The sequence below is a fragment of the Hydrogenophaga sp. PBL-H3 genome (assembly GCF_010104355.1).
Lineage (GTDB): Bacteria > Pseudomonadota > Gammaproteobacteria > Burkholderiales > Burkholderiaceae_C > Hydrogenophaga.
Genome location: NZ_CP044972.1, coordinates 1,376,135 through 1,401,844, shown reverse-complemented (window position 1 = coordinate 1,401,844; position 25,710 = coordinate 1,376,135). Strand labels below are relative to the sequence as shown.

The 25,710-nt window shown below is 65.9% G+C and carries 24 protein-coding genes; 9 read left to right on the top strand and 15 right to left on the bottom strand.

The genetic code is table 11. The annotated features are described in order from the left end of the window. Positions 1 to 8: 8 nt before the first annotated feature. From F9Z44_RS06735 to F9Z44_RS06715, 5 genes are all read right to left on the bottom strand, one after another. Positions 9 to 1,010, bottom strand: a complete 1,002-nt coding sequence (locus tag F9Z44_RS06735) for an AAA family ATPase (RefSeq protein ID WP_159604632.1) — start codon at positions 1,008 to 1,010, stop codon at positions 9 to 11. A gap of 28 nt (positions 1,011 to 1,038) precedes the next feature. Then, the gene (locus F9Z44_RS06730; protein ID WP_159604630.1) at positions 1,039 to 1,974 is read right to left on the bottom strand and encodes a S1C family serine protease; all 936 of its coding nucleotides are present in this window, start codon (positions 1,972 to 1,974) and stop codon (positions 1,039 to 1,041) included. Positions 1,975 to 2,026: 52 nt separating this feature from the next. Next, complete coding sequence (locus tag F9Z44_RS06725; RefSeq protein ID WP_159604628.1) at positions 2,027 to 4,906, bottom strand: aconitate hydratase; 2,880 nt, start codon at positions 4,904 to 4,906, stop codon at positions 2,027 to 2,029. Positions 4,907 to 5,071: 165 nt separating this feature from the next. Further along, on the bottom strand, positions 5,072 to 5,230 hold the full coding sequence (locus F9Z44_RS06720; protein WP_159604626.1) for a DUF3309 family protein: 159 nt from the start codon (positions 5,228 to 5,230) through the stop codon (positions 5,072 to 5,074). 30 nt (positions 5,231 to 5,260) lie between these two features. After that, the gene (locus F9Z44_RS06715) at positions 5,261 to 5,584 is read right to left on the bottom strand and encodes a collagen-like protein (RefSeq protein ID WP_159604624.1); all 324 of its coding nucleotides are present in this window, start codon (positions 5,582 to 5,584) and stop codon (positions 5,261 to 5,263) included. Between the two features lie 354 nt (positions 5,585 to 5,938). On the opposite strand from F9Z44_RS06715, the gene F9Z44_RS06710 reads away from it, so the two are divergent. After that, positions 5,939 to 7,111, top strand: a complete 1,173-nt coding sequence (locus F9Z44_RS06710) for an OmpA family protein (RefSeq protein WP_159604622.1) — start codon at positions 5,939 to 5,941, stop codon at positions 7,109 to 7,111. Positions 7,112 to 7,172: 61 nt separating this feature from the next. On the opposite strand, the gene F9Z44_RS06705 is transcribed toward F9Z44_RS06710, so the two are convergent. Continuing rightward, positions 7,173 to 7,598, bottom strand: coding sequence for a hypothetical protein (locus F9Z44_RS06705; RefSeq protein WP_201450020.1), 426 nt, complete (start codon positions 7,596 to 7,598; stop codon positions 7,173 to 7,175). A 104-nt stretch (positions 7,599 to 7,702) separates the two neighbouring features. On the opposite strand from F9Z44_RS06705, the gene F9Z44_RS06700 reads away from it, so the two are divergent. Then, positions 7,703 to 8,554, top strand: a complete 852-nt coding sequence (locus F9Z44_RS06700) for a helix-turn-helix domain-containing protein (RefSeq protein WP_159604620.1) — start codon at positions 7,703 to 7,705, stop codon at positions 8,552 to 8,554. Here F9Z44_RS06700 and F9Z44_RS06695 read toward each other — a convergent pair whose 3' ends face one another. From F9Z44_RS06695 to F9Z44_RS06655, 9 genes are all read right to left on the bottom strand, one after another. Then, positions 8,555 to 8,941, bottom strand: coding sequence for a Na+/H+ antiporter subunit G (locus F9Z44_RS06695; protein ID WP_159604618.1), 387 nt, complete (start codon positions 8,939 to 8,941; stop codon positions 8,555 to 8,557). It abuts the gene before it with no gap. Next, positions 8,938 to 9,216 (bottom strand): K+/H+ antiporter subunit F, encoded by a 279-nt coding sequence (locus F9Z44_RS06690; protein WP_159604616.1) that lies wholly within the window; start codon positions 9,214 to 9,216, stop codon positions 8,938 to 8,940. Before F9Z44_RS06690 ends, F9Z44_RS06695 begins: the two co-directional genes overlap by 4 nt. Further along, positions 9,213 to 9,701 (bottom strand): Na+/H+ antiporter subunit E, encoded by a 489-nt coding sequence (locus F9Z44_RS06685; RefSeq protein ID WP_201450019.1) that lies wholly within the window; start codon positions 9,699 to 9,701, stop codon positions 9,213 to 9,215. Before F9Z44_RS06685 ends, F9Z44_RS06690 begins: the two co-directional genes overlap by 4 nt. After that, positions 9,701 to 11,404 (bottom strand): monovalent cation/H+ antiporter subunit D, encoded by a 1,704-nt coding sequence (locus F9Z44_RS06680; protein ID WP_159604612.1) that lies wholly within the window; start codon positions 11,402 to 11,404, stop codon positions 9,701 to 9,703. The genes F9Z44_RS06685 and F9Z44_RS06680 overlap by 1 nt, the downstream gene beginning before the upstream one ends. After that, positions 11,401 to 11,745: a Na+/H+ antiporter subunit C gene (locus F9Z44_RS06675; protein ID WP_159604610.1), complete on the bottom strand. Its 345-nt coding sequence runs from the start codon at positions 11,743 to 11,745 to the stop codon at positions 11,401 to 11,403. The genes F9Z44_RS06680 and F9Z44_RS06675 overlap by 4 nt, the downstream gene beginning before the upstream one ends. Then, entirely contained in the window at positions 11,745 to 14,690 is a 2,946-nt protein-coding gene (locus tag F9Z44_RS06670) for a monovalent cation/H+ antiporter subunit A (protein ID WP_201450056.1), read from the bottom strand. The genes F9Z44_RS06675 and F9Z44_RS06670 overlap by 1 nt, the downstream gene beginning before the upstream one ends. A gap of 82 nt (positions 14,691 to 14,772) precedes the next feature. Further along, positions 14,773 to 17,376 (bottom strand): bifunctional aconitate hydratase 2/2-methylisocitrate dehydratase, encoded by a 2,604-nt coding sequence (acnB, locus tag F9Z44_RS06665; protein WP_159604606.1) that lies wholly within the window; start codon positions 17,374 to 17,376, stop codon positions 14,773 to 14,775. 66 nt (positions 17,377 to 17,442) lie between these two features. Further along, complete coding sequence (locus F9Z44_RS06660; protein ID WP_236574283.1) at positions 17,443 to 18,441, bottom strand: HpcH/HpaI aldolase/citrate lyase family protein; 999 nt, start codon at positions 18,439 to 18,441, stop codon at positions 17,443 to 17,445. An 18-nt stretch (positions 18,442 to 18,459) separates the two neighbouring features. After that, a complete protein-coding gene (locus tag F9Z44_RS06655; RefSeq protein ID WP_159604603.1) occupies positions 18,460 to 19,446 on the bottom strand; it encodes a malate dehydrogenase in 987 nt (328 codons plus the stop codon). Between the two features lie 214 nt (positions 19,447 to 19,660). Here F9Z44_RS06655 and F9Z44_RS06650 point away from each other — a divergent pair, with 214 nt between their 5' ends. The 7 genes from F9Z44_RS06650 (at position 19,661) to F9Z44_RS06620 (ending at position 25,636) form a co-directional block, all read left to right on the top strand. Next, positions 19,661 to 20,470 carry a GntR family transcriptional regulator gene (locus tag F9Z44_RS06650; protein WP_159604602.1) on the top strand — a complete coding sequence of 270 codons (810 nt, stop codon included), beginning with the start codon at positions 19,661 to 19,663 and terminating at the stop codon, positions 20,468 to 20,470. 163 nt (positions 20,471 to 20,633) lie between these two features. After that, a complete protein-coding gene (gene sdhC / locus F9Z44_RS06645; RefSeq protein ID WP_159604601.1) occupies positions 20,634 to 21,065 on the top strand; it encodes a succinate dehydrogenase, cytochrome b556 subunit in 432 nt (143 codons plus the stop codon). 30 nt (positions 21,066 to 21,095) lie between these two features. Beyond that, entirely contained in the window at positions 21,096 to 21,461 is a 366-nt protein-coding gene (sdhD, locus tag F9Z44_RS06640) for a succinate dehydrogenase, hydrophobic membrane anchor protein (RefSeq protein ID WP_159604600.1), read from the top strand. A gap of 4 nt (positions 21,462 to 21,465) precedes the next feature. Then, complete coding sequence (gene sdhA / locus F9Z44_RS06635; RefSeq protein WP_159604599.1) at positions 21,466 to 23,271, top strand: succinate dehydrogenase flavoprotein subunit; 1,806 nt, start codon at positions 21,466 to 21,468, stop codon at positions 23,269 to 23,271. Positions 23,272 to 23,295: 24 nt separating this feature from the next. Beyond that, positions 23,296 to 24,000, top strand: a complete 705-nt coding sequence (locus F9Z44_RS06630) for a succinate dehydrogenase iron-sulfur subunit (RefSeq protein WP_056271468.1) — start codon at positions 23,296 to 23,298, stop codon at positions 23,998 to 24,000. A 17-nt stretch (positions 24,001 to 24,017) separates the two neighbouring features. Continuing rightward, positions 24,018 to 24,329: an FAD assembly factor SdhE gene (locus tag F9Z44_RS06625; RefSeq protein WP_159604598.1), complete on the top strand. Its 312-nt coding sequence runs from the start codon at positions 24,018 to 24,020 to the stop codon at positions 24,327 to 24,329. Then, positions 24,326 to 25,636: a citrate synthase gene (locus F9Z44_RS06620; protein ID WP_159604597.1), complete on the top strand. Its 1,311-nt coding sequence runs from the start codon at positions 24,326 to 24,328 to the stop codon at positions 25,634 to 25,636. Before F9Z44_RS06625 ends, F9Z44_RS06620 begins: the two co-directional genes overlap by 4 nt. Positions 25,637 to 25,710: the final 74 nt, after the last annotated feature.

Here is a 25,710-nt window from a genome sequence, read left to right as displayed (position 1 = left end):
GCTCTGGTTCAGGCGGCGCGCTTTTCATGCTCCAGCGGACGGGCCGGTGGCGCGATCTGCTTCATGATTTTTGCGATCAGCGATTCGGAGGTGAAGCCTTCGGACAGGCCCTCGTAAGACAGCACCACGCGGTGGCGCAACACGTCGGGCACGAGATCGCTCATGTCTTCGGGCAGCGCATAACTGCGCCCCCGCAACATCGCCAGCGCGCGCGCACCTTCCACCAGACCGATGGTGGCGCGCGGGCTGGCGCCAAACGTGATGAAGCGCGCGAGGTCCTTCAGGCCGTGCTTCTCGGGCGTGCGCGTGGCCGACACCAGCCTGACCGCGTACTGCACCAGCGAGGGGTCCACATACACCTGGTGGCACTGTGCCTGCAACACGGCGAGCTGATCCGTGGTGGCCACCGCATTGACCTGCACCGCCGGGCCGGTGACGCGCTCGACGATCACGAACTCTTCCTCGTCGCTGGGGTAATCCACCATCACCTTCATCATGAAGCGGTCGACCTGCGCCTCGGGAAGCGGGTAAGTGCCTTCGGTCTCGATCGGGTTCTGCGTGGCCATCACCAGAAACGGGCTGGGCACCTTGTGGGTTTCGCCAGCAATCGTCACCTGGCGCTCCTGCATCACCTCCAGCAGCGCGCTCTGCACCTTGGCCGGCGCGCGGTTGATCTCGTCGGCCAGCAGCAGGTTGGCAAACACCGGGCCCAGCGAGGTGCTGAAGTCGCCGGTCTTCTGGTTGTAGATGCGCGTGCCCACCAGGTCGGCGGGCACCAGGTCGGGCGTGAACTGGATGCGCTTGAACTGGCCTTGCACCACGTTGGCCAGGGTCTTCACGGTGAGCGTCTTGGCCAGGCCCGGCACACCTTCCACCAGCAGGTGGCCCTGCGCCAGCATGGCCACCATCACCCGCTCCAGGAACCGGTCCTGACCGACCACCACACGTTTCACTTCGTACAGGATCTGCTCCATGAGCTGGGCGGTGTCGGGGGCGGCGTTCTGGTCCATGGAAGCTCCTGTGACGGTGATGAAAAGTTCAGAAGGGTGGCAAGCCGGCAGCGGACGCGGCGCTTTCAATGGGCACTGCAAAACCGATGCCAACAAAGGTGCGGTGGCTGGTGGGATTGAGGATGCCGGTGACGATGCCGATGACCTCACCGTCCATGGTGACCAGCGGTCCACCCGAATTGCCCGGATTGGCCGCCGCGTCGAACTGGATCAGGTTGCCGATTTCCTGCACGCCCTCGGGCGACTTGAAGGCGCGGTCGAAGCCTGAGATGACGCCCGCGGACACCGACGGGCCGATGCCGAAGGGAAAACCTACCGCCACCACCTCTTCGCCCGGCACGAGGTCGTTGGTCGAACGCATGGTGGCCGAGATGAGATCGTCGGGAATGATCTGTGCCTGCAACACGGCCAGATCGTTCTGCGGTTGCGCACCTGTCACGGTGGCGGGCGACTCGGACCCGTCGGCGTACACCACCTTGACGCTCAGGGCGGTCTGCACCACGTGCAGGTTGGTCAGGATGATGCCCTTGTCGGTGATCACCACGCCGGTGCCCACGCCCTGCTCCACCTCCTTGCCCTCGCTGTTCTTGCCGTAGGACATGACACGCACCACGGCGGGCCGGATCTTTTCGGCGGCCCGGGCCGCGCGCGAGGGCAGGTTTTGCGTGGTGAGCGTGCGCAGCACGGCGGCGTCGATCTGCTTCTGCGTCAAGGCCTTGGGGCCACCCACCGCGGACTGCCAGGCGCTGGCGGCCAGCAGCGCAGCCAGCAAGGCCATGGCCGACCACATGACGCGCGGGCTGGACGCAGCGCGCGCGCAAGCCTGACGAAAGCGGCGCACCCGGCCAGCGGGCGCGGGTGGAGACTCTGCCTCAGGCCCGGCTGCCTGCGGCCCGCTGACGTGCACATCCGCCTGTGAGTGCCCTGCTCGGTGGGACGGGCTGTACAAGGCAGGCTTTCGCATGGCGGCTCCTGGTGCAACAGAAAACACATCATGCCGCTTTGCGGCATCCGGCTCAAGCGCTCAACAATTGCCTGAGCACGTAGGGGAGGATTCCGCCCTCGCGGTAGTAATTCACCTCCACCGGTGTGTCGATGCGCAGGGTCACAACGACGGTCTTGCTCGACCCGTCGGCGCGCTTGATCACCAGCCGTGCATCACTTTGGGGCGCGAGATCGGGGTGCGGCAGCACGTCAATGGTTTCATCGCCGCGCAGCCCCAGGCCCTCCCACGAATCGCCGGCCTTGAACTGCAGCGGCAACACGCCCATGCCCACCAGGTTGGAGCGGTGGATGCGCTCGAAGCTGCGCGCCACCACGGCCTTGATGCCCAGCAACTGCGTGCCCTTGGCCGCCCAGTCGCGGCTGGAGCCGGTGCCGTATTCCTCGCCGGCAAAAATCACCGTGGGAATCTTCGCGCCCTGGTAGCGCATGGCGGCGTCGAAGATGCTCATCTTCTGGCCCTGGCCCACGCCCTCCTGCTGGTAGATGGTCCAGCCACCCTCCTCGCGCGAGCCATCGGCACCGGGTGCGAGCATGAGGTTCTTGATGCGCACGTTGGCAAAGGTGCCGCGCATCATCACCTCGTGGTGGCCGCGGCGCGCGCCATAGCTGTTGAAATCGGCCTTGAGCACGCCGCGCGCCAGCAGCCATTGACCGGCCGGCGAGTTCTCGGCGATGTTGCCGGCGGGCGAAATGTGGTCGGTGGTGATGGAGTCGCCAAACAAGGCCATGACGCGCGCGCCCCGCACCATAGGCGCTTCGGTAGCGGCGGGCAGGCCCATCTCGAAATTTGCAAAGAACGGTGGCTCGGCGATGTAGGAGCTGGTGGGCCAGGTGTAGGCATTGCCGCTCACGCCCTGGATGCGCTCCCACAACTTGCCGGGCTCGGCCTTCACGCGGGCGTAGTTCTCGCGGTAGGCGCGTCCGTTCATGGCGAACTTCATCAGGTCGTAGATTTCGTCGCTGGTGGGCCAGATGTCCCCCAGGTACACGGGCTTGCCACCTTTGCCTTTGCCCAGCGGCTCGGTCATGAGGTCGGTCATCACGTTACCGGCAATCGCATACGCCACCACCAGCGGCGGGCTGGCCAGGAAGTTGGCCTTCAGGTTGGGGTGGATGCGCGCCTCGAAATTGCGGTTGCCCGAGAGCACGGCTGCGCAGATCAGGTCGTTGCTGGTGATGACCTCGTTGAGCTCGGGCGTGAGGTCGCCCGCGTTGCCGATGCAGGTGGTGCAGCCGTAACCCGCGAGCGAGAAACCGAGCTTCTCCAGGTAGGGCAGCAGGCCTGTCTGCGTGAGGTACTCGGTGACGATGCGGGAGCCGGGGGCCAGCGAGGTCTTGATGTGTGGCTTGACCTTCAGGCCCGCCTCCACCGCCTTTTTGGCCAGCAGGCCGGCGGCCAGCAGCACGCCGGGGTTGGAGGTGTTGGTGCAGCTGGTGATGGCAGCGATCAGCACGTCGCCGTTGCCGATGCTGAGCTTGCTGCCCTTGTTCGGGGTCGGGGCCTCGGCCTCGGCGGTGACCACGGCGGGTTTGTTGGACTCCATCTCGGCGACAAAACGGGGTGCACCTGGCGGCGTGGGTCGCAGCTTGGCCGGGGCCACCGTGTCGATCTCGTCCGCGCTCAGCGGCTGGTGGCGCGTGTGCAGCAAGGCCGCAGGGCGGTTGAAGCCGTTCTGCGCGTTGGGCTTGCTGAACAACTCGGCAAACTGGCTCGCCACCTGGCCCAGCTCGATGCGGTCTTGCGGGCGCTTGGGACCGGCCAGGCTGGGCGTGACCTGGCCCAGGTCCAGCGTGACCACCTGCGAGTAATCGATCGAACCGCTGGCCGGCACGCCAAAGAGGCCCTGTGCGCGAAAGTAGGCCTCAAAGGCCTCGATCTCGGCCTTGCTGCGACCGGTGCCGCGAAAGTAATCCAGCGTCTTGCCGTCCACCGGAAAGAAGCCCATGGTGGCGCCGTACTCGGGCGCCATGTTGGCGATGGTGGCGCGGTCGGGCAACGCGAGCGAGGCGGTTCCTTCGCCGAAGAATTCGACGAACTTGCCCACCACCTTGTGCTGTCTGAGGATCTCGGTGACGGTGAGCACCAGGTCGGTGGCGGTCACGCCTTCGCGCAGGCGCCCGGTGAGCTCGAAGCCCACCACGTCGGGCATGAGGAAATACACCGGCTGGCCCAGCATGGCGGCCTCGGCCTCGATGCCACCCACACCCCAGCCCACCACACCGATGCCGTTGATCATGGTGGTGTGGCTGTCGGTGCCCACCAGCGTGTCGGGGTAGTACAGGCCACCCTTCATGTGCACGCCGCGCGCCAGGTACTCCAGGTTCACCTGGTGCACGATGCCGAAGCCCGGCGGCACCACGCCAAAGGTGTCGAAGGCCTGCATGCCCCACTTCATGAACTGGTAGCGCTCGTTGTTGCGCTGGAACTCCAGCTTCATGTTGAGGTCCAGCGCGCTCTTCGTCCCATAGTGGTCCACCATCACCGAGTGGTCCACCACAAGGTCCACCGGCACCAGCGGCTCGATCTTCTTGGGGTCTTTGCCCAGGCGCTCGGCCACGCTGCGCATGGCGGCCAGGTCGGCCAGCAGCGGCACACCGGTGAAGTCCTGCAGCACCACGCGCGCCACGGTGAAGGGAATCTCCTGCGTGCGTTCGCCCCGGGGCTTCCACTGCGCGAGCTGGGCCACGTGTTCGGGCATCACGCGTTCGCCATCGCAGTGGCGCAGCACGCTCTCCAGCACGATGCGCAGCGACACCGGCAGGCGCTTGATCTCGGGAAACTGCCGGGCCAGCGCAGGCAGCGAGTAGAACCGCCCGCTCTTGCCCCCAGCGGTCTTGAAGGTCTTGACGGTGCTGGCAAAGGGGTGCGCGTAGCGGGCGGTGGCGGACATGGCAACTCCAGAGGGCGATTGAATGACCAAACCATTCTGTCAGCAGGTGGGGTGTCCGCGCTGACAGCAGTGACTTGCCCGGCCACGCAGCAAGAAGCCCCCGAGGGCGAACCTGCGGGGGCTTCTTGAGGGAGGTGAGTCACCCGCTGCGGGTGACCTGGGGTGTCAGAGCCTGCCGGTGAGCAGCAACACCACCACGATGATCAAGATGACACCGAGCACGCCACTGGGGCCGTAGCCCCAGCTGCGGCTGTGGTTCCAGGTCGGTACCACGCCCAGCAACATCAAGACCAGCACGATCAACAGAATGGTTCCAATACTCATGGTGTTCTCCTGAAATGGATCCGAACTCGATTACTTGGCGGGCTCTGCGGGAGGCACCACGATCACAGTGCTGCCGTTGCCAGTCTTGCCGGTGTCGCCGGTGGCGCCCGTGGAACCGGTTGCGCCGGTGGCACCCGTGCTGCCGGTGTAACCCGTGGCACCGGTCGATCCCGTTGAACCGGTGGAGCCCATCGAACCGGTGGAGCCCGTGGAGCCGGTGGAGCCGGTGGCACCGGCGGGACCTGCCGGGCCAGGAACGGTGGAGGCCGGTGCATTCACGATCACGGGTTCACGGTCGCAAGCGGCCAGAACGAATGTGGATGCGACGGCGAGCAGCAAGAGTGCTTTTTTCATGGGTGTTCCTTGTGGTGTCATTGACCGGGGCTTGAGCGGTTGCCTGAGTTGCCCGGTCCGACCGAAGAAACACATGCACTGGCATGAACTCCGTCGGTGTCATCGCAGCGTAGGTGTTGGCTCACAAGCCATCTGTTCGCTGGCGAACACCCCATCAAGGATTCATGCAGAAAGTGGCGACCGCCTGTGACCACAAAACAACCCTGGCACATCTGTGTCTGCAAACGCACAGACCCCTTCAGGGCACCCAACTAAAAACGCGTCTGACAACGAAACGCCCTTCACCCGCAAGTGCGTCGCCGCTGCAAATATCCCTTCGTGCAAGCGAAGTCCACCGTCTCTCGAAAGTTCTCCATGACATCCCGTCACGCCTTCAGTGCACTGACACTCGCCCTCCTCTCCATGGCAGCCACGTCGGCTTCGGCCCAATCGTCGGCTCCCTACCAGGAACCCGGCTTCTTCTACGGTGGCGTGTCCGCCGGTGAGGCCCGCGCCAAAGTGGACGAGGCCGGTGTGTCCAACAACCTGCTCGGCGCCAATGGCCCCGCTTCCGGTTTCAGCAGTGACGAGAAAGACACCGCCTACAAACTCTTCGGTGGCTACCAGTTCAACCGCAACATCGCGCTTGAAGGCGGCTACTACGACCTGGGCAAGACCAGCTTCTCGTCCGCCACGCCGGCCGGCGCCTTCAACGGCAGCACCCGCCGCCATGGCCTGAACCTCGACCTGGTGGGCACGCTGCCGATCACCGAGCGTTTCTCCGTGCTGGGTCGCGTCGGCGCTGCCCATGGCCGCACCCGCAGCAGCTATTCGGGCGACGGCGCCACCGCTGCCGGCGTGCAGGGCACCAAGGACAGCAAGACCGATGTGAAAGTGGGCCTGGGCGTTCAGTACGAGCTGAACCGCTCCATGTGGCTGCGCGCCGAGATCGAGCGCTACCGCGTGAAGACCGCCAGCGTCGGCCGCACCAACGTTGACGTGGTCACCGTGGGTCTGGTGTTCCCGTTCAACCGCGCGCCCGCCTACGTGGCCGCAGCACCTGCGCCTTACGTGGCACCTTACGTGGCACCGGCACCGGCACCAGCGCCCGCACCCGTGGTGCAGGCTCCTGTACCCGCACCCATGCCCGCACCGGCGCCCATGCCCCAGCGCGTGAGCATGTCGGCCGAGTCGCTGTTCGGCTTTGACGCCTCCACCGTGAAGCCCGAAGGCCGTGCCGAACTCGACAAGTTCGCCCGCGACCTCTCCACCGCCAACTACCAGACCGTGGTGGTTGAAGGTCACACGGACCGCCTCGGCTCGGACGCCTACAACCAGAAGCTGTCGGAACAGCGCGCGATGGCCGTCAAGAACTACCTGGTGACTTCCGGCAAGCTCGATGGCGGCAAGATCTCGGCCGTTGGCAAGGGCGAAACCCAGCCAGTGACCAAGGCAGGTGACTGCAAGGGCAACAGCCGCACCGCCGCACTCGTGGCCTGCCTGCAGCCCGATCGCCGCGTTGACGTGGAAGTGACCGGCACGCGCTGATCTCGGTCTGCGGACACAAAAAAGCGACGCCTCGGCGTCGCTTTTTTCGTTGTGATTCCCCTCAGGCTGCGAACGGCATGCGCTCGCCGGTGGCGAGCCCGCGCCGCCCCATCCACGCCAGGTCGGCCAGCACGGCCACCACGAGCGCCTGCACCAGCAAATAGGCCAGACCCAGCGGCGTGGGATCCAGCGCGCCACCCCAAGCCAACCACAGGCAGGCCACTGCCCAGGCGACGTTGAGCAGCACGAGCGCCATCAGCGGCCCGCGCGGCGGTGACGCCTGCCATGCCAGCCAGCCGGCCAGCGCCACGAACGCAAAGATCGACAAGCCCGAGGCCTGCAACAAGGCTTCGGGCAGGCCGAGCCACGTCGAGAGCACGGGCGCCAGCAGCAGGTGCAGCGCGCCGGTGCCGGCGCCCGAGACGGCATCGAACGCCAGCACGCGGCGCAGTGTGACGGGAGAAGAGAGTTGAGCGGTGATGGACATGTTGCACTCCTTGCGTTGGTTGAAGAGGCCTTCATCGTGGGCGGTGGCGTGCCGAGCGTCGATGACCTCACAGGTCATGGAAGCGCTGCCCCGGCCGTCCTAACATGCGGTCCATGGACACCCCTGCCCTCTCCCACCGCAGCGCACCACCCACCTCCTTTGGCGACCATCTGCGCCACTGGCGCCAGCGACGGCGCTTCAGCCAGATGGACCTGGCCCACGTGGCCGAGGTGTCCACACGCCACCTGAGCTGCGTGGAGACCGGGCGCGCCAGCCCGAGCCGCGAGATGGTGCTGCGCCTGGTGGAACGGCTGGACGTACCGCTGCGCGAGCGCAACGCCTGGCTGGTGGCGGCGGGCTTCGCGCCCATGTACCGCGCGCGGCCACTGCAGGACCCCGAGATGGCTTCGGCCCGCGCGGCGGTGCAGCGCATCCTCGAATGCCACGAGCCCTGGCCCGCGCTGGCCATGGACCGCCACTGGAACCTGGTGATGCACAACCGCCTGGTGCCACTGCTCATGGCGGGTGCCGCGCCCGAGCTGCTGCAAGGCCCGGTGAACGTGCTGCGCCTGAGCCTGCACCCGCAGGGCCTGGCGCCGCGCATCGCCAACCTGCGGCAGTGGCGCGAGCACCTGTTCGAGCGGCTGCGCCAGCAGATACGGGCCACCGGCGACGCGGTGCTGGTCGCGCTGCTGGAAGAACTCAAGGGCTATCCCGAGGGCACCAGCGCCACGGCAGGCGCGCAACAGCTGGCCTTGCCCGGCGAACACCCGGGTGTGCTGATGCCGTTCCAGTTCCACACCCCACACGGCGTGTTGCAGCTGGTGAGCACCACCACCGTGTTCGGCTCGCCAGTGGACATCACCTTGCAGGAACTTGCGCTGGAAACGTTTTTCCCGGCGGACGACGCCACAGCCACCGCGCTGCGCGGGCTGCAGGCGTCAACAGCCGCCTGATCAGCGTTGGCCGTCGGTCTGCCCCGGCGCGGACGATGCGTGGTTCAGGGGCGGTGGGATCTCGCCGCTGCCGCCGCTGGCCGTGCGACGGCGAAACAGCTCGGTGCGCGCCAGCAGGATGGTGGTCACCGGCACGGTGAGCGCCAGGAAGATGATGATGAGCCAGCTGCGCAGCGCGAGCTTGTCGTCCTGCGCCGAGAAGTACACGATGCTCGCCAGCGTGACGCACCAGGCGGCGAAGCTGTAGGCCAGCGCGGGCGGGTGCATGCGCTGGAAGAAGGTCTTGAAGCGCACCACGCCCACGCCCGCTGCCAGCGCAAACAGGCCGCTGAGCACCAGCAGCAGCGCCACCGGGATCTCGATCCACCAGGCCAGGTTGCCACTCATTCGATCACCTCGCCGCGCAACAGGAACTTGGCCATGGCCGCCGATCCGATGAAGCCGAAGATGGCGATCAGCAACGCCGCTTCAAAGTACATCGAGCTGCGGTAACGGATCGCCAGCACCATCATCATCAACATGGCGATGGTGCAGATCAGGTCCATGGCCAGCACGCGGTCTTGTGCCGAGGGGCCGCGGTACAACCGCAACAGCGACAGGCCCATGGCCAGGGCAAAGCAGGACTGCGCAAACACGATGGCGGCAAACAGCAGCGGGGTCATTCGAATATCTCCATCAAAGGCCGCTCGTAGCGGTGTTTGATCAGGTCGATCTCGGCCTGCGCGTCCTGCATGTCGAACATGTGGACCAGCAGGGCACTGCGGTCCAGCGCGAGCTCGGACCAGATCGTGCCGGGGATCACGCACATGATGGCCGCCAGCACGGCCAGCCCGTTGGGGTCGCGCAGGTCCAGCGGTACCGCCACAAAGCCACCTTGCGGCACCTTGGCCGCGGGTGCCAGCGTGCCCAGGAGCACGCGCCAGTTCCACACCAGCACGTCACGCCCCACCTGGAAAAACAGGCGCAGCGCCACGCCCGGATGGCTGAAGCGCACGGGCGTGGGGCGCAGCGAATGCGTGAGGTAAGGCACCAGCCAGCCCAGCAGCAGCGCCATCAACCACTGGCCCAGGCCGAGCGAGTTGTTGAGCAGCAGCCACAGCGCCACCAGCGCCAGTGACAGCAAGGGCGAAGGGAAGAGCCGGCGCATCACCGTGAAACTCCCGGTTGGGGAACACCCAGCCGATCGGCGTTGGTGGGTGTGGGCTGGGGCCGGGAATTCATCACGGCGCCGATGTAGAGGCTGGGCTGGTAGAGCGCGGCGGCGGTGGCGCTGGTGTAGCGCATCACCGCTTCTGCACGCACCGTGAACACCACGCACAGCGCGATCAGCAGGGCAATCGGCAGGTACTCCACCACACGCAGCACCGGGGCCGGGCGGTCCACCGGCGCCCAGAAGAAGCGGATGCCGGTGCGCGAGAGCGCCAACAGCGCCAGCAGACCCGAGCCGATGATGCAGCCCATGAGCAGCCAGCTCACCGGGGCCACGCTGCCACCGGGCGCGTCCAGCAGGGTGGAGAGGATGGCGAGCTTGCCGATGAAGCCGGACAACGGCGGCAGACCCGCCAGCAGCAGCGTGCAGACGATGAAGGCCAGACCGAGCAGCGCGGTGGAAGCCGGGATGGCACGCCCGACCAGCGGCACCTCGTCTTCGTCCAGGTTGGCGCTGCGGGCGAGCTCCAGCTCCGCCAGCGAAAACGGCAGATGGTCTTCTTCGTCTTCCGGCGCCTGCTGGCGTGCCGGATCGGACTGGCGCGAGCGGTCCATGAGTTCGGTCAGCAGGAAAAACGCTGCCACCGCGAAGGTGGACACGGGCAGGTAGTACAGCGCGCCCGCCGTGACCTCGGGCCGCGCCAACCCGAACACCGCCATGAGCGTGCCCGAGGAAACGACCACCGCGAACCCGGCCATGCGCGCCGGGCGCTGCGCGGACATCATGCCGATGGCACCCATGGCCAGGGTGGTCAGCCCACCCCACAACAGCCACTGGCTGCCGAAGCCGGCCGAGTTGCCCGCGCTGTCTGAAAACAGCAGCGTGGACAGCCGCAGCAGCACATAGATGCCGACCTTGGTGAGCAAGGCGAACACGGCAGCCGACGGTGCGCTGGCACTCGCATAGGCCGGCACCAGCCAGAAGTTCAGCGGCCACATGGCCGCCTTGGCCAGAAAGGCCACGGCCAGGATGGCGCAGCCGGCGTGCAGCAAGGCCCGGTCGGCGTCGGGTACCTCGGGGATGCGCGCGGCCAGGTCGGCCATGTTGAGCGTGCCCGACACGCCGTAGATGAGCGCGGCCCCCACGAGGAACAGCGAGGACGCGGCCAGGTTGATGGCGATGTAGTGCAGGCCCGCCTTCACGCGCGACGGACCGGAGCCGTGCAGAAGCAGCCCGTAAGACGCGGCGAGCATGACCTCGAAGAACACGAACAGGTTGAACAGGTCCCCGGTGAGAAAGGCACCGTTGAGACCCATGATCTGGATCTGGAACAGCGGGTGGAAATGCGCGCCCGCCTTGTGCCAGCGGGCAAGCGAAAACAGCAGGGCCATCAGGGCAACCAGCGCGGTCATCACCAGCATCAGGGCCGAGAGCCGGTCCAGCACGAGCACGATGCCGTAGGGCACGTCCCAGTTGGAGGGCAGGTAGATGCCGAACGCACGGGCTTCGTCGCCGGCCTTGACCCAGAACACCAGCAGCACGGCCACGACCAGGTTGGCCACCGTGGCCATCAAGCCCAGCGTGGCCTTGGTGAGGTGCCGGCGTTCGCTCACCAGCATGAGCAGGCAGGCCGCCAGCAACGGCAGCAGGATGGGTGCGACCATCAGGTGCGGCATGAGCGCTTGGGCCAAGGCCGTCATTCGCCGTCCTCCTGGCCGTCCACGTGGTCGTTGCCCGAGAAGCCCCGCTGCGCCAGCATCACCACCAGGAACAGCGCGGTCATGGCAAAGCCGATCACGATGGCGGTGAGCACCAGCGCCTGCGGCATGGGGTCGTCGTAGAACTCGAAGGTGGGGGGAAAGCCCGCCACCATGATGGGCTCGCTGTCCACCGAGAGCCGCCCCATGCTGAAGATGAACAGGTTCACGCCGTAGCCCAGCAGCGCCAGGCCCATGATCACCTGGAAGGTGCGTGGGCGCAGCATGAGCCACACGCCGCAGGTGGTGAGCACACCAATGGCCAAGGCCAGCACGATTTCCATCAGAGGTCTCCCCGGGTTTGTCCGCCGGCACCCCGGGCGTCGGAGCTCACCCGTCGGTGGCCGCGCACCGACTGGTGGCCCAGGGCCGTGAGGATGAGCAGCGTGGCGCCCACCACCAGGGTGAACACGCCGATGTCGTAGAACAGTGCGCTGGCCACGTGGATCTCGCCCAGCAGCGGGAGGTCGAGGTGGGCCGTGTGCGTGGTGAGGAAGGGGTAGCCGAAGAACAGCGAGCCCAGGCCCGTGGCGGTGGCCAGCAGCAGGCCGGCCGCGATCCAGCGCACGGGACGCAGGCTGATGTTGGCCTCGACCCACTGTGTGCCCGAGACGATGTACTGCAGGATGAACGCGGTGGAAAGCACCAGCCCGGCCACGAAGCCGCCACCGGGCTCGTTGTGCCCGCGCATGAAAAGGTAGACCCCGATGACGGCCGCGATCGGCAGGATCAGGCGCACCAGCACCGCAGGCACCAGCAGGTAGCCGCGTGCGGTGTCGGCCGCGGTCTGTGCATTCACGAGATCGGTCATCAGGTCGGGCGGCAGGGCCCGCTGCTGCGAGGGCAGGTCCATGCTCTCGGGGGCTGGCCTGAAACGGCGCAGCAGCGCATACACCGTGAGCGCCACGATGCCCAGCACGGTGATTTCGCCCAGCGTGTCGAAGCCACGGAAGTCCACCAGCATGACGTTGACCACGTTGGTGCCACCGCCCTCGGACACGGCGCGCTCCAGGAAGAAGGTCGAGATGCTCTGCGGGAAGTCGCGCGTCATCAAGGCATACGACAGGGCGGCCATGCCGCAGCCAGCGCCCAAGGCCACCGCCAGATCACGCGCTCGCCGCACGCGGGTGCGCACGCGCTTGCGCAACGACAGGCGGCGGTCGATCTCTTCGGACCGTTTGGGCAACCAGCGAAGTCCCAGCAGGATCAGCACCGTCGTCACGGCCTCCACCGAGAGCTGCGTCAAGGCCAGGTCGGGCGCGGAGAACCAGGCAAAGGTGACCACCGTGACCAGGCCGGCCACGCTCATGAGCGCCAGCGCGGTCAGCCGGTGGTACTTGGCCTGCCACGACGCGCCAATGGCGCTGCCGATACCGACCAGCCACAGCAGCGCAAACATGGGGGAGAACGGCAGCACACGCCGCTCGCCCGCGAGCCAGGTCGACGCACCAGCCCCCCGCAGGGCAACGAACGCGGCCAGCAAGGTGACCAGCACCAGCAGCAGCATCTGCGCCTGCAGGCGCCGCGTGCCCAGCACCCGCTGCGTGTTGCGGCTGGCACCGGTGATGAGGGCCAGCGTGCCCTCGAACACGCGTTTTCCGCTGACCCGTCCCAGCACCGGCGTGCGCCGGATGCGTCCGGTCTGCAGCGGTCGGCGCAGCCACAGAAAGAGCGCGATACCGCCGGCCAGTGCGAGCAAGCTCATCCACAGCGGCAGGTTGAAGCCGTGCCACACCGCCAGATCGAACTCGGGCAATTGCCCGCCCACCACCGGCGTGGCCGCGGTGGACAGGATGTCCTGAATGGACCACTGCGGCAGCACACCCACCACCAGGCAGGCCAGCACCAGCAGTTCGATCGGCACACGCATCCAGTGGGGTGGCTCGTGGGGCATGCGCGGCAGGGTGCTGCAGGTGTCGGGGCCGAAAAACACGCTGACGGTGAAGCGCAGCGAATACGCCACGCTGAAGGCGCCCGCCACCACGGCGGCGATGGGCAGCAGGCTGTCGAACCAGGGCGCGGCGTTCACGAACACGGCCTCGGTGAAGAACATCTCTTTGGAGATGAATCCGTTGAGCAGCGGCACGCCCGCCATGGCGGCGCCCGCCACCAGCGTGAGCGTGGCGGTGATGGGCATGAAGCGCCACAAGCCACTGAGGCGGCGCATGTCGCGCGTGCCGGTCTCGTGGTCGATGATGCCCACCGCCATGAACAGCGAGGCTTTGAAGGTGGCGTGGTTGATGATGTGGAACACCGCCGCCACGGCGGCCAGCGGGCTGTTGAGGCCCAGCAGCGTGGTGATGAGGCCCAGGTGCGAGATCGTCGAGTAAGCGAGCAGGCTCTTGAGGTCGTTCTGGAAGATGGCCGTGAAGCCCCCGATGAGCAGCGTGATCAGGCCCGAGCCGGTCACGATCCAGAACCACTCGTCGGTGCCGGCCAGCACCGGCCACAGCCGCGCCAGCAGAAACACCCCGGCCTTGACCATGGTGGCCGAGTGCAGGTAGGCCGACACCGGCGTGGGCGCGGCCATGGCGTGCGGCAGCCAGAAATGAAACGGGAACTGCGCGCTCTTGGTCAGCGCTCCCAGCAGGATCAGCACCAGTGCGGTGCTGTAGAGCGGGTGGGTGCGAATCACGTCGCCCGCGCGCAGCACCACGTCAAGGTCGTAACTGCCCACGATGTGGCCCAGCACCAGCATGCCGGCCAGCAGGCACAGGCCGCCAGTGCCGGTGACCGTCAAGGCCATGCGGGCACCGCGCCGTGCGTCGCGGCGGTGGTGCCAGTAGCCGATCAGCAAAAACGAAAACAGGCTGGTCAGCTCCCAGAACAGCACCAGCTGGATCAGGTTGCCCGAGAGCACCACACCGCTCATGGAGCCCATGAAAGCCAGCAGCAGCGAGAAAAAACGCGGCACCGGGTCGGTGGGCGACATGTAGTAACGCGCGTACAGCACCACCAACGCGCCGATGCCCAGCACGAGCATGGAGAACATCCACGCGAAGCCGTCCAGGCGGAACACGAGGTTCAGACCGAGCGAGGGCAGCCAGACGATCTCTTCGCGAACCACACCGCCGGCGGCCATTTCGGGAAACAGCAACGCGGCCTGCACGGCGCAGAACAAGGCGATCGCACCGGCCAGCGTGGACTCGGTGTTCCGGGCGTTCGACGGCAGCAGTGCGGCAACGAGGCTGCCCACGAAAGGCAAGAGGACGAGGCTGTAGAGCGGCAGGGTCATGTGCGTTCGAGTCTATCGGCTGCGACAACGCAAAAAAAAAGCGGCCCGAAGGCCGCTTTCATGCCGTCGGAACGGCTCAGGCGGTGACGCCCTTGGCCGTGTCGGCGTACTCAGAGATCTGGTCGAAGTTCAGGTACTTGTAGATCTGGCTGCCGTCCTTGTTGATCACGCCCATGTCGGCCTGGTACTCGGCCACCGTGGGGATGCGACCCAGCTTGGACGCGATGGCCGCCAGCTCGGCCGAGGCCAGGTACACGTTGGTGTTCTTGCCCAGGCGGTTGGGGAAGTTGCGCGTGGAGGTGGAGACCACGGTGGCGCCTTCGCGCACCTGCGCCTGGTTGCCCATGCACAGCGAGCAACCCGGCATTTCGGTGCGCGCACCGGCCGAGCCGAACACACCGTAATGGCCTTCCTTGGTCAACTCGGCCGCGTCCATCTTGGTGGGCGGCGCGATCCACAGTTTCACCGGGATGTCGCGCTTGCCTTCGAGCAGCTTGGATGCCGCGCGGAAGTGACCGATGTTGGTCATGCACGAACCGATGAACACCTCGTCGATCTTGGCGCCGGCCACATCGCTCAGCAGCTTGGCGTCGTCCGGATCGTTGGGGCAGCACAGCACGGGCTCGGTGAGGTCGGCCAGGTCGATCTCGATCACGGCGGCGTACTCGGCGTCCTTGTCGGCTTCCAGCAGGCTGGGGTTGGCCAGCCAGGCCTCGACCTTCTCGATGCGGCGCGCCAGCGTGCGGGCATCGGCATAACCGTCGGCGATCATGTTCTTCATCAGCACCACGTTGCTGGTGAGGTACTCCTTGATCGGCTCGGGGTTGAGCTTGACGGTGCAGCCCGCGGCCGAGCGCTCGGCCGAGGCGTCGGAGAGTTCAAACGCCTGCTCCACTTTCAAATCAGGCAGACCTTCGATTTCCAGGATGCGGCCGGAGAACACGTTGATCTTGCCGGCCTTGGCCACGGTCAGCAGACCGGCGCGGATGGCGTACAGCGGAATGGCGTGAACCAGGTCGCGCAGCGTGATGCCGGGCTGCATCTGGCCCTTGAAGCGCACCAGAACGGATTCGGGCATGTCCAGCGGCATCACGCCGGTGGCCGCACCAAACGCCACCAGGCCGGAGCCGGCGGGGAAGCTGATGCCGATGGGGAAACGGGTGTGCGAGTCACCGCCGGTGCCCACGGTGTCGGGCAGCAGCAGGCGGTTGAGCCAGCTGTGGATCACGCCGTCACCAGGACGCAGGGCCACGCCACCCCGGTTGCTGATGAAGGCTGGCAGCTCGCGGTGGGTCTTCACGTCCACGGGTTTCGGGTAGGCCGCGGTGTGGCAGAAGGACTGCATCACCAGATCGGCGCTGAAACCCAGGCAGGCCAGGTCTTTGAGCTCGTCGCGCGTCATGGGGCCGGTGGTGTCCTGGCTGCCCACGGTGGTCATCTTCGGCTCGCAGTAGGTACCCGGGCGCACGCCCTGGCCTTCGGGCATGCCGACCGCGCGGCCCACCATCTTCTGCGCCAGCGTAAAGCCGGCCTTGGTCGCCACGGGCGTGGTCGGCAGGCGGAACAGCGTGGAAGCGGGCAAACCCAGGAACTCGCGCGCCTTGGCGGTGAGCGAGCGGCCGATGATCAGGTTGATGCGGCCACCGGCTCGCACTTCGTCGAACAGCACATCGCTGCGCAGCTGGAACTCGACGACGGTGGCGCCGCCCTTGGTGATCTTGCCGTCGTAGGGATGAATGTCGATCACGTCGCCCATGTTGAGCTTGCTCACGTCGACCTCGATCGGCAGCGCGCCCGAGTCTTCCTGCGTGTTGAAGAAAATCGGCGCGATCTTGCCGCCCAGCGTGACGCCGCCAAAGCGCTTGTTGGGCACGAACGGGATGTCCTGTCCGGTGGCCCAGATCACCGAGTTGGTGGCCGATTTGCGCGAGGATCCGGTGCCCACCACATCGCCCACGTAGGCCACCAGGTGGCCGTTCTTCTTGAGGTCTTCGATGAACTGCATCGGACCGCGCTTGCCGTCTTCCTCGGGCTTGAAGGCCGCGTCGGGCCGCGTGTTCTTCAGCATGGCCAGCGTGTGCAGCGGGATGTCCGGGCGGCTCCAGGCGTCGGGCGCGGGCGAGAGGTCGTCGGTGTTGGTTTCGCCGGGCACCTTGAAGACGGTCACGGTGATCAGCTTCGGCACTTCGGGGCGCGTGGTGAACCACTCGGCGTTGGCCCAGCTCTCGATCACTTCCTTGGCCTTGGCATTGCCGGCCTTGGCCTTCTCGGCCACGTCGTTGAAGAAGTCGAACATCAGCAGCGTCTTCTTCAGGCCCTCGGCCGCCACAGCGGCCACATCGGCCTGGTCCAGCAGGTCGATCAAGGGGTGCACGTTGTAGCCGCCCACCATGGTGCCCAGCAGCTCGGTGGCCTTGGCCTTGGAGACCAGGCCCACGGCGATGTCACCGTGCGCCACGGCGGCCAGGAAGCTGGCCTTGACCTTGGCCGCGTCGTCCACGCCGGGTGGCACGCGGTGCGTGAGCAGGTCCAGCAGGAACGCGTCTTCCCCGGCGGGCGGCGCCTTGACCAGTTCGATCAGGTCGGCGACCTGCTTGGCATCAAGGGGCAATGGCGGAATGCCCAGTGCCGCGCGTTCGGCGGTATGGGCGCGGTAGTCGGTGAGGAAGGTGGTGGACATGGCGATCTCCAGAGGGAAGTGATGTGCGTGGGGGTCGGAAAACGGATGAAGGCAGGGCAAGCAAGCTCAATGCCGCAGTGCGACGGGCTCGTTGAAGTGGGACTGCACCGACTCGGGCAACGACAGGCCGGTGTGGTGCGCGCGCTCCAGCACCTGCCAGAAGTAGCGGTAACTCGCGCGGTCGTGCAGGCGGCCCTCGAACTGCACCGGCGCCCAGTCGGCGGCGATGGCGCATTCAATGAGTGCCGCCGCGGTGTCGACCTCGCGCTCCGATGGTGCGAACGCGGCCAGGATGGGGCGGATCTGGTCGGGATGAATGCTCCACATGCGGGTGTAGCCGAGTTCACGGGCGGCCTTGCGCGCGGCGCTTTGCAGCGAGGCCATGTCCTTGAACTCGGTGACCACACAGTGCGAGGGCACCTTGCCGTGTGCGTGGCAGGCCGAGGCAATGGCCAGCTTGGCGCGCAGCACCAACGGGTGGCTGAACTGACCGGCCACGCTCATGCCGTCGGCGGGGATGGCCCCGCCATGCGCCGAGACAAAGTCCATCAGACCGAAGCTCAGGCTCTGCACGCGCGGGTGGCCCGCGATGTCGAAGGCGCGGTGCACGGCGGCGGGCGACTCGATGAGCACATGCAGCGGCAGTGCCGATGCACCTGCGGCATCCAGCGCAGCCACGGCCCGCTGCACATCGGCCAACGACTCGACCTTGGGCACCATCAGGTGCGTGAGGCGTTGGCCCGCGCGGCCAGCGATGGTGGCCACATCGGCATCGAACGCCGGGTGATCCACCGGGTGCACGCGCACGGCCACACGAGCCTTGGGCGCAGCGGCCAGCGCCAGTTCGGTGACGAGCAAGGCATGTTCGGCCTCTGCGCCCACCGGCGCGCCGTCTTCGCAATCGAGCGTCACGTCGAACACGCACGTGCCGAACTCCTCGGCCATCTCGGCCTGCAGTGCCAGGCTTTTCTTCATCCGCGCCTCCACCCCGCTGTAGTGGTCACAGACCGGCAGCGCGAACGCACCGGCCTGGGCACCCAGAAGAATGGAACGCGGATGAGTCACTGCGCAGTTACCAGCCGGTTACAGCAGGTGCTTCACACCGTCTTGTTCACCCTGCAGCTCGGCCAGGGTCTTGTTGATGCACTCCTGCGAGAAGGCGTCGATGTCCAGGCCTTCGACGACCTTGTACTCGCCGTTGTCGCAGGTGACGGGGAAGCCGAACATGATGTCCTTCGGAATGCCATACCAGCCTTGCGAAGGAATGCCCATGGTGACCCACTCGCCCTTCGTGCCCAGCGCCCAGTCGCGCATGTGGTCGATGGCAGCGTTGGCAGCGGATGCGGCCGACGACAGGCCGCGCGCTTCGATGATGGCGGCGCCACGCTTGCCCACGGTCGGCAGGAACACGTCCTTGTTCCAGACCTGGTCGTTGATCATGTCCTTGACCGAGGCGCCGTCGATGGTGGCGAAGCGGTAGTCGGCGTACATGGTGGGCGAGTGGTTGCCCCACACGGCCAGTTTCTTGATGCTGGCCACGGCCTTGCCGGTCTTGGCGGCGATCTGGCTCAGGGCGCGGTTGTGGTCCAGGCGCAGCATGGCGGTGAAGTTGCCGGGGTTCAGGTCGGGCGCGCTCTTCATCGCGATGTACGCGTTGGTGTTGGCGGGATTGCCGACCACCAGCACCTTGACATTGCGCGAGGCCACGGCATTGAGCGCCTTGCCCTGCGCGGTGAAGATGGCGCCGTTGATGGCCAGCAGCTCGGCGCGCTCCATGCCGGCCTTGCGGGGCATCGAACCGACCAGCAGCGCGTAGTCGGTGTCCTTGAACGCGGTCATCGGGTCGCTGTGGGCTTCCATGCCCACCAGCAGCGGGAACGCGCAGTCTTCCAGTTCCATCATCACGCCCTTGAGCGCTTTCTGCGGTCCATCCACCGGCACCTCCAGCAATTGCAGGATCACGGGCTGGTCTTTGCCCAGCATTTCGCCAGAAGCGATGCGAAACAGCAGGGCGTAACCGATCTGGCCAGCGGCGCCGGTGACGGCAACACGAACGGGCTTCTTGTGCATGGTGAGAACTCCAGAATGAGACGAGGAAGGGGATGGGGTTGGGGAGGGAACACCCCGAGACAAAGGCGACAGAAGCGGGCGGAAGACGCGCCGCTGGTGGGTCAAGGTCAGGCGAAGAGTGTACCCTCGCAAACCCTGATACGTCAATTTGTCTTATGTCTTATATAAGATATGATTCGACCTCCGTGCGCGCCCACCTGGCGCGCCCAAAATCATGGCCACGACCCCCATCAGCATCCCAGACGCCACACCGAACGACGGCCGCACGGCAGCCGACGTTGGCGCGTTTGAACACTCCGCGCCGGCGTTCAGCCCGCTCTACCAGCAGATCAAGACGCTCATCCTGCGCAGCCTGCAGGCCAGCGAGTGGAAGCCCGGCGACATGATCCCGAGCGAATTCGACCTGGCGGCCCGCTACAAGGTGAGCCAGGGCACGGTGCGCAAGGCCATCGACGAGCTTGCCACCGACAACCTGCTGGTGCGCCGCCAGGGCAAAGGCACCTTTGTTGCCACGCACTCCGAGCAGCACATCCAGTACCGTTTCTTGCGCCTGCTGCCCGACACCGGATCGCTGGAAGACCAGGGCCCCGCAGAGCGCCGCATCATCGAATGCCGCCGCCTGCGCGCGCCCGCCGAGGTGGCGCGCCAGCTTGCCTTGCGCACCGGCGACCCGGTGCTGCAGGTCAAGCGCGTGCTCACCTTTGCCCAGGTGCCCGCCATCCTCGAAGACCTCTGGCTGCCCGGCGTGCCGTTCAAGGGCCTGACCATCGAGACCCTGTCGGACGACAAGGGGCCGATGTACGCCCTGTTTGAAGCCCAGTTCGGCGTGCGCATGGTGCGTGCGGTCGAGAAGATCAAGGCCGTTGCCGCGGACGGCGAGAGCGCGGGCCTGCTCGGCGTGGCCGAAGGCTCTCCGCTGCTCAGCGTCGAGCGCCTGGCCTTCACCTACAACGACACTCCGATGGAGTTGCGTCGCGGCCTGTACCGCACCGATGCCCGTCACTACCGCAATGAACTCAGCTGAAGCGTGCGCTGCTACGTCCTTGATAGCCCCGCGCCTGCATTGGCTGTCAGCCTGACCATTGGTGCATTGCAATAGAATTTGCCACTCGGTGGTTTCGGTTACCAACGCGTTACACCACCGACATCCCTACCCCGCATCCCCTCTGCGCAAGAAAGTCCCCACCATGACCGAGTTGACCAAAAAGCGGCCCGAGTTCCGCAACATCAACGCATTCAAGGATCTCACCACCTACCGCCTGCCGCCCGCGGGCTGGGTCTCGATCCTGCACCGCGCCAGCGGTGGCCTGATGTTCATCCTGTTGCCCTTGATCGTCTGGCTGTTCGACACCTCGGTGTCCTCAGAGATTTCCTTCGACCGCTTCAGCGCAGCCTTCTCGGCGGGCCTGGGCTTCGTGCCGGGGTGGTTCTTCAAGCTCGTGGTGCTGGCACTGATCTGGGCCTACCTGCACCACCTGATTGCCGGCGTTCGCCACCTCTACATGGACGCGCGCCACGCCGTCACCAAGGAGTTCGGCAAGTCCTCCGCCATCTTCACGCTGGTGGTCAGCATCGGCCTGACCGTGCTGCTCGGCGCCAAGCTGTTCGGCCTGTACTGATCCCGCGAACCCACACAAGGACCCCACAAGATGTCTGTCAATTACGGTTCCAAACGCGTCGTCACCGGCGCCCACTACGGCCTGCGCGACTGGCTCGCCCAGCGCATCACCGCCGCGATCATGGCGGTGTTCACCCTGATCCTGCTGGTGCAGGTGCTGTTCACCAGTGGCCCGCTGGGCTACGAGGGCTGGGCCGGCATCTTCGCCGCCCAGTGGATGAAGGCGCTGACCTTCGCCGTCTTCCTCGCCCTGACCTACCACGTGTGGGTCGGCATGCGGGACATCTGGATGGACTACGTCAAGCCCGCCGGCATCCGCCTGGTGTTGCACGTGTTCACCATGGTTTGGCTCCTGTCCTGCCTGGGCTGGGCTGTTCAAGTTCTCTGGAGGCTCTGAAGCAATGACCGCAACCGCAAATCTCCCCAAGCGTCAGTTCGACGTCGTCATCGTCGGCGCTGGCGGCTCCGGCATGCGTGCCTCGCTGCAGCTGGCGCGCGCCGGCCTCAAGGTGGCCGTGCTCTCCAAGGTGTTTCCGACCCGCTCGCACACGGTGGCTGCGCAAGGCGGCATCGGCGCCTCGCTGGGCAACATGAACGAGGACAACTGGCACTACCACTTCTACGACACCATCAAGGGTTCCGACTGGCTCGGCGACCAGGATGCGATCGAGTTCATGTGCCGCGAAGCGCCCAAGGTCGTGTACGAACTGGAACACTTCGGCATGCCGTTCGACCGCAACCCCGACGGCACGATCTACCAGCGTCCGTTTGGTGGCCACACGGCCAACTACGGTGAGAAGCCGGTGCAACGCGCCTGTGCTGCGGCCGACCGCACCGGTCACGCCATGCTGCACACGCTCTACCAGCAAAACGTGCAGGCGCGCACCACCTTCTTTGTTGAATGGATGGCGCTGGACCTGATCCGCGACGCCAGCGGCGACGTGCTTGGCGTGACCGCGCTGGAAATGGAGACCGGCGAAACCTACGTGCTGGAAGCCAAGACCACGCTGCTGGCCACCGGCGGCGCGGGCCGCATCTTCGCGGCCTCCACCAACGCCTTCATCAACACCGGCGACGGCCTGGGCATGGCGGCACGCGCCGGCATCCCGCTGGAAGACATGGAGTTCTGGCAGTTCCACCCCACCGGCGTGGCCGGAGCCGGCGTGCTGCTGACCGAAGGCTGCCGTGGCGAAGGCGCGATTCTGCTCAACAGCGAAGGCGAGCGATTCATGGAGCGCTATGCGCCCACGCTGAAAGACCTGGCCCCGCGCGACTTCGTCAGCCGCTGCATGGACCAGGAGATCAAGGAAGGCCGCGGCTGTGGTCCGAACAAGGACTACGTGCTGCTCAAGCTCGACCACCTGGGCGCGGAGACCATTCACAAGCGCCTGCCCTCGGTGTACGAGATCGGCGTGAACTTCGCCAACGTGGACATCACGCGCGAACCGATTCCCGTGGTGCCCACCATCCACTACCAGATGGGTGGCATCCCGACCAACATCAATGGCCAGGTCGTCACCCCCGACGGCCAGGGCAACCAGCAAGTCGTCAACGGCCTCTACGCCGTGGGCGAATGCTCCTGCGTGAGCGTGCACGGAGCCAACCGCCTGGGCACCAACTCGCTGCTGGACCTGCTGGTCTTCGGACGCGCGGCTGGCAACCACATCGTGCAGTTCAACGACAAGAACAAGACGCACAAGCCGCTGCCGGCCGATGCCGCCGACAAGACCCTGGCGCGTCTGGCCCGACTGGACAACGCGACCGACGGTGAATACGCGCAAGACGTGGCCAACGACCTGCGCGCCGCCATGCAGCAACACGCCGGCGTGTTCCGCACCCAGGCCAGCATGGACGAAGGCGTTGCCAAGATCAACGCCATGCGTGCCCGCGTCAACAGCATCGGACTCAAGGACAAGTCCAAGGTGTTCAACACCGCGCGCATCGAAGCGCTGGAAGTGGAAAACCTGATCGAGTGCGCCCAGGCCACCATGACCTCGGCCGCCGCCCGCCACGAATGCCGCGGCGCCCACACGGTCAACGATTACGAGCGCCCCGCCGACGACGCGCAGTTCCCGCTGGGCCGCAACGACGCCGAGTGGATGAAGCACACGCTCTGGCACAGCGCCGACAACAGCCTGACCTACAAGGCCGTGAACTTGAAGCCGCTGACGGTTGAATCCGTCCCGCCCAAGGTTCGCACCTTCTAAGCACCCACGCACTGGAGCAACCTCATGGCCAAACGCACCTTCAAGATCTACCGCTACGACCCCGAAAAGGACGCCAAACCCTACATGCAGACCATCGAGGTGGAACTCGACGGCCACGAACGCATGCTGCTGGACGCACTGATGAAGCTGAAAGCGGTGGATCCCTCCATCTCGTTCCGCCGCTCCTGCCGCGAAGGCGTGTGTGGCTCGGACGCAATGAACATCAACGGCAAGAACGGTCTGGCCTGCCTGACCAACATGAACACGCTGCCCGGCGTGATCACGCTCAAGCCGCTGCCCGGCCTGCCCGTGGTGCGCGACCTGATCGTGGACATGACGCTGTTCTTCAAGCAGTACAACAGCATCAAGCCGTACCTGATCAACGACACCGTGCCGCCTGAAAAGGAACGCCTGCAGAGCCCCGAAGAACGCGACGAGCTCAACGGCCTGTACGAGTGCATCCTGTGCGCGAGTTGCTCCACGAGCTGCCCCAGCTTCTGGTGGAACCCGGACAAGTTCGTCGGCCCGGCCGGCCTGCTGCAGGCCTACCGCTTCATCGCCGACAGCCGCGACCAGGGCACGGCCGAGCGGCTGGACAACCTCGAAGACCCGTACCGCCTGTTCCGCTGCCACACCATCATGAACTGCGTCGACGTCTGCCCCAAGGGTTTGAACCCCACGAAGGCCATCGGCAAGATCAAGGAAATGATGGTGATGCGCTCGGTCTGAGCGCGCGCCCCGACCCCATGACCGACACCGACCTGCACGATCCTTTGCTGGACGAGCGCGCGCTGAGCAAACTGCGCTGGCGGTGTCGCCGTGGCCTGCTCGAGAACGATCTGTTCATCGAGCGATTCTTCGCCAGGCATGAATCTGGCTTAACCGTGCGCCAAGCCGATGCACTCGGGGCCTTGATGGACTTGTCCGACAACGACCTGCTGGATCTGCTGCTCGGCCGAAAGCCCCTTCAGGGCGATCTCGAACGCGCGGACGTGACGCAGGTGCTTGCACTGCTGCGCGGCCCGCGACCTCTCCCATCATCCGAGGAACCTGCATGAAACTCGTAGACAACAAAGCCACCCTGTCGTTCTCCAACGGCAGCCCCAGCGTCGACCTGCCCGTGTACGCCGGCAGCATTGGCCCGGATGTCGTGGACATCCGCAAGCTGTACGCGCAGACGGGCATGTTCACTTATGACCCGGGCTTTCTGTCAACGGCATCCTGCCAGTCGGCCATCACCTACATCGATGGCGACAAGGGCGAACTGCTGTACCGCGGCTACCCCATCGAACAGCTCGCCACCCAGTGCGATTACCTCGACACCTGCCACCTGCTGCTCAACGGCGAACTGCCCAACGAGCAGGAGCGCAAGGCTTTCCACAAGCTCGTGATCAACCACACCATGGTGAACGAGCAGATGCAGTTTTTCCTGCGCGGTTTCCGCCGTGACGCCCACCCCATGGCCGTGCTCACGGGGCTGGTCGGCGGACTCTCGGCCTTTTACCACGACAGCACCGACATCAACAATCCGAAGCACCGCGAGATCGCAGCCATCCGCCTGATCGCCAAGATGCCGACGCTGGTGGCCATGTCGTACAAGTACGGTATCGGCCAGCCTTACATGTACCCGAAGAACGACCTGAGCTACTCGGGCAACTTCCTGCGCATGATGTTCGGCACGCCTTGCGAAGAGTACGTGGTCAACCCGGTGCTTGAGCGCGCCCTCGACCGCATCTTCATCCTGCACGCAGATCACGAGCAGAACGCGTCCACTTCCACCGTGCGTCTGTGCGGCTCGTCGGGCACCAACCCGTTTGCAGCCATCGCAGCCGGCGTCGCCTGCCTGTGGGGCCCTGCCCACGGCGGTGCCAACGAAGCCTGCCTGAACATGCTGGAAGACATCCAGCGCCAGGGCGGCGTGTCCAAGGTCGGCGAATTCATGGAGAAGGTCAAGGACAAGAACTCCGGCGTCAAGCTCATGGGCTTTGGCCACCGCGTGTACAAGAACTACGACCCGCGCGCCAAGCTCATGCAGGAAACCTGCAACGAAGTTCTGCAAGAGCTCGGCCTGGAAAACGACCCCCTGTTCAAGCTCGCCAAGGAACTCGAGAAGATCGCCCTGGAAGACGAGTACTTCGTCTCGCGCAAGCTCTACCCGAACGTGGACTTCTACTCCGGCATCGTGCAGCGCGCCATCGGCATCCCGGTGAACCTGTTCACCGGCATCTTCGCGCTGGCCCGCACGGTGGGCTGGATTGCCCAGCTCAACGAAATGATCGGTGACCCGGAGTACAAGATCGGCCGCCCGCGCCAGTTGTTCACTGGCTCGCCGCGTCGCGACATCAAGCCCCTGGCCAGCCGCTGACCGGCCAGCGCCCAATAAAAAAAGGCCCGCCACCGAGTGGGCCTTTTTTGTGTCCACGCCTTCGTCATGCGGCA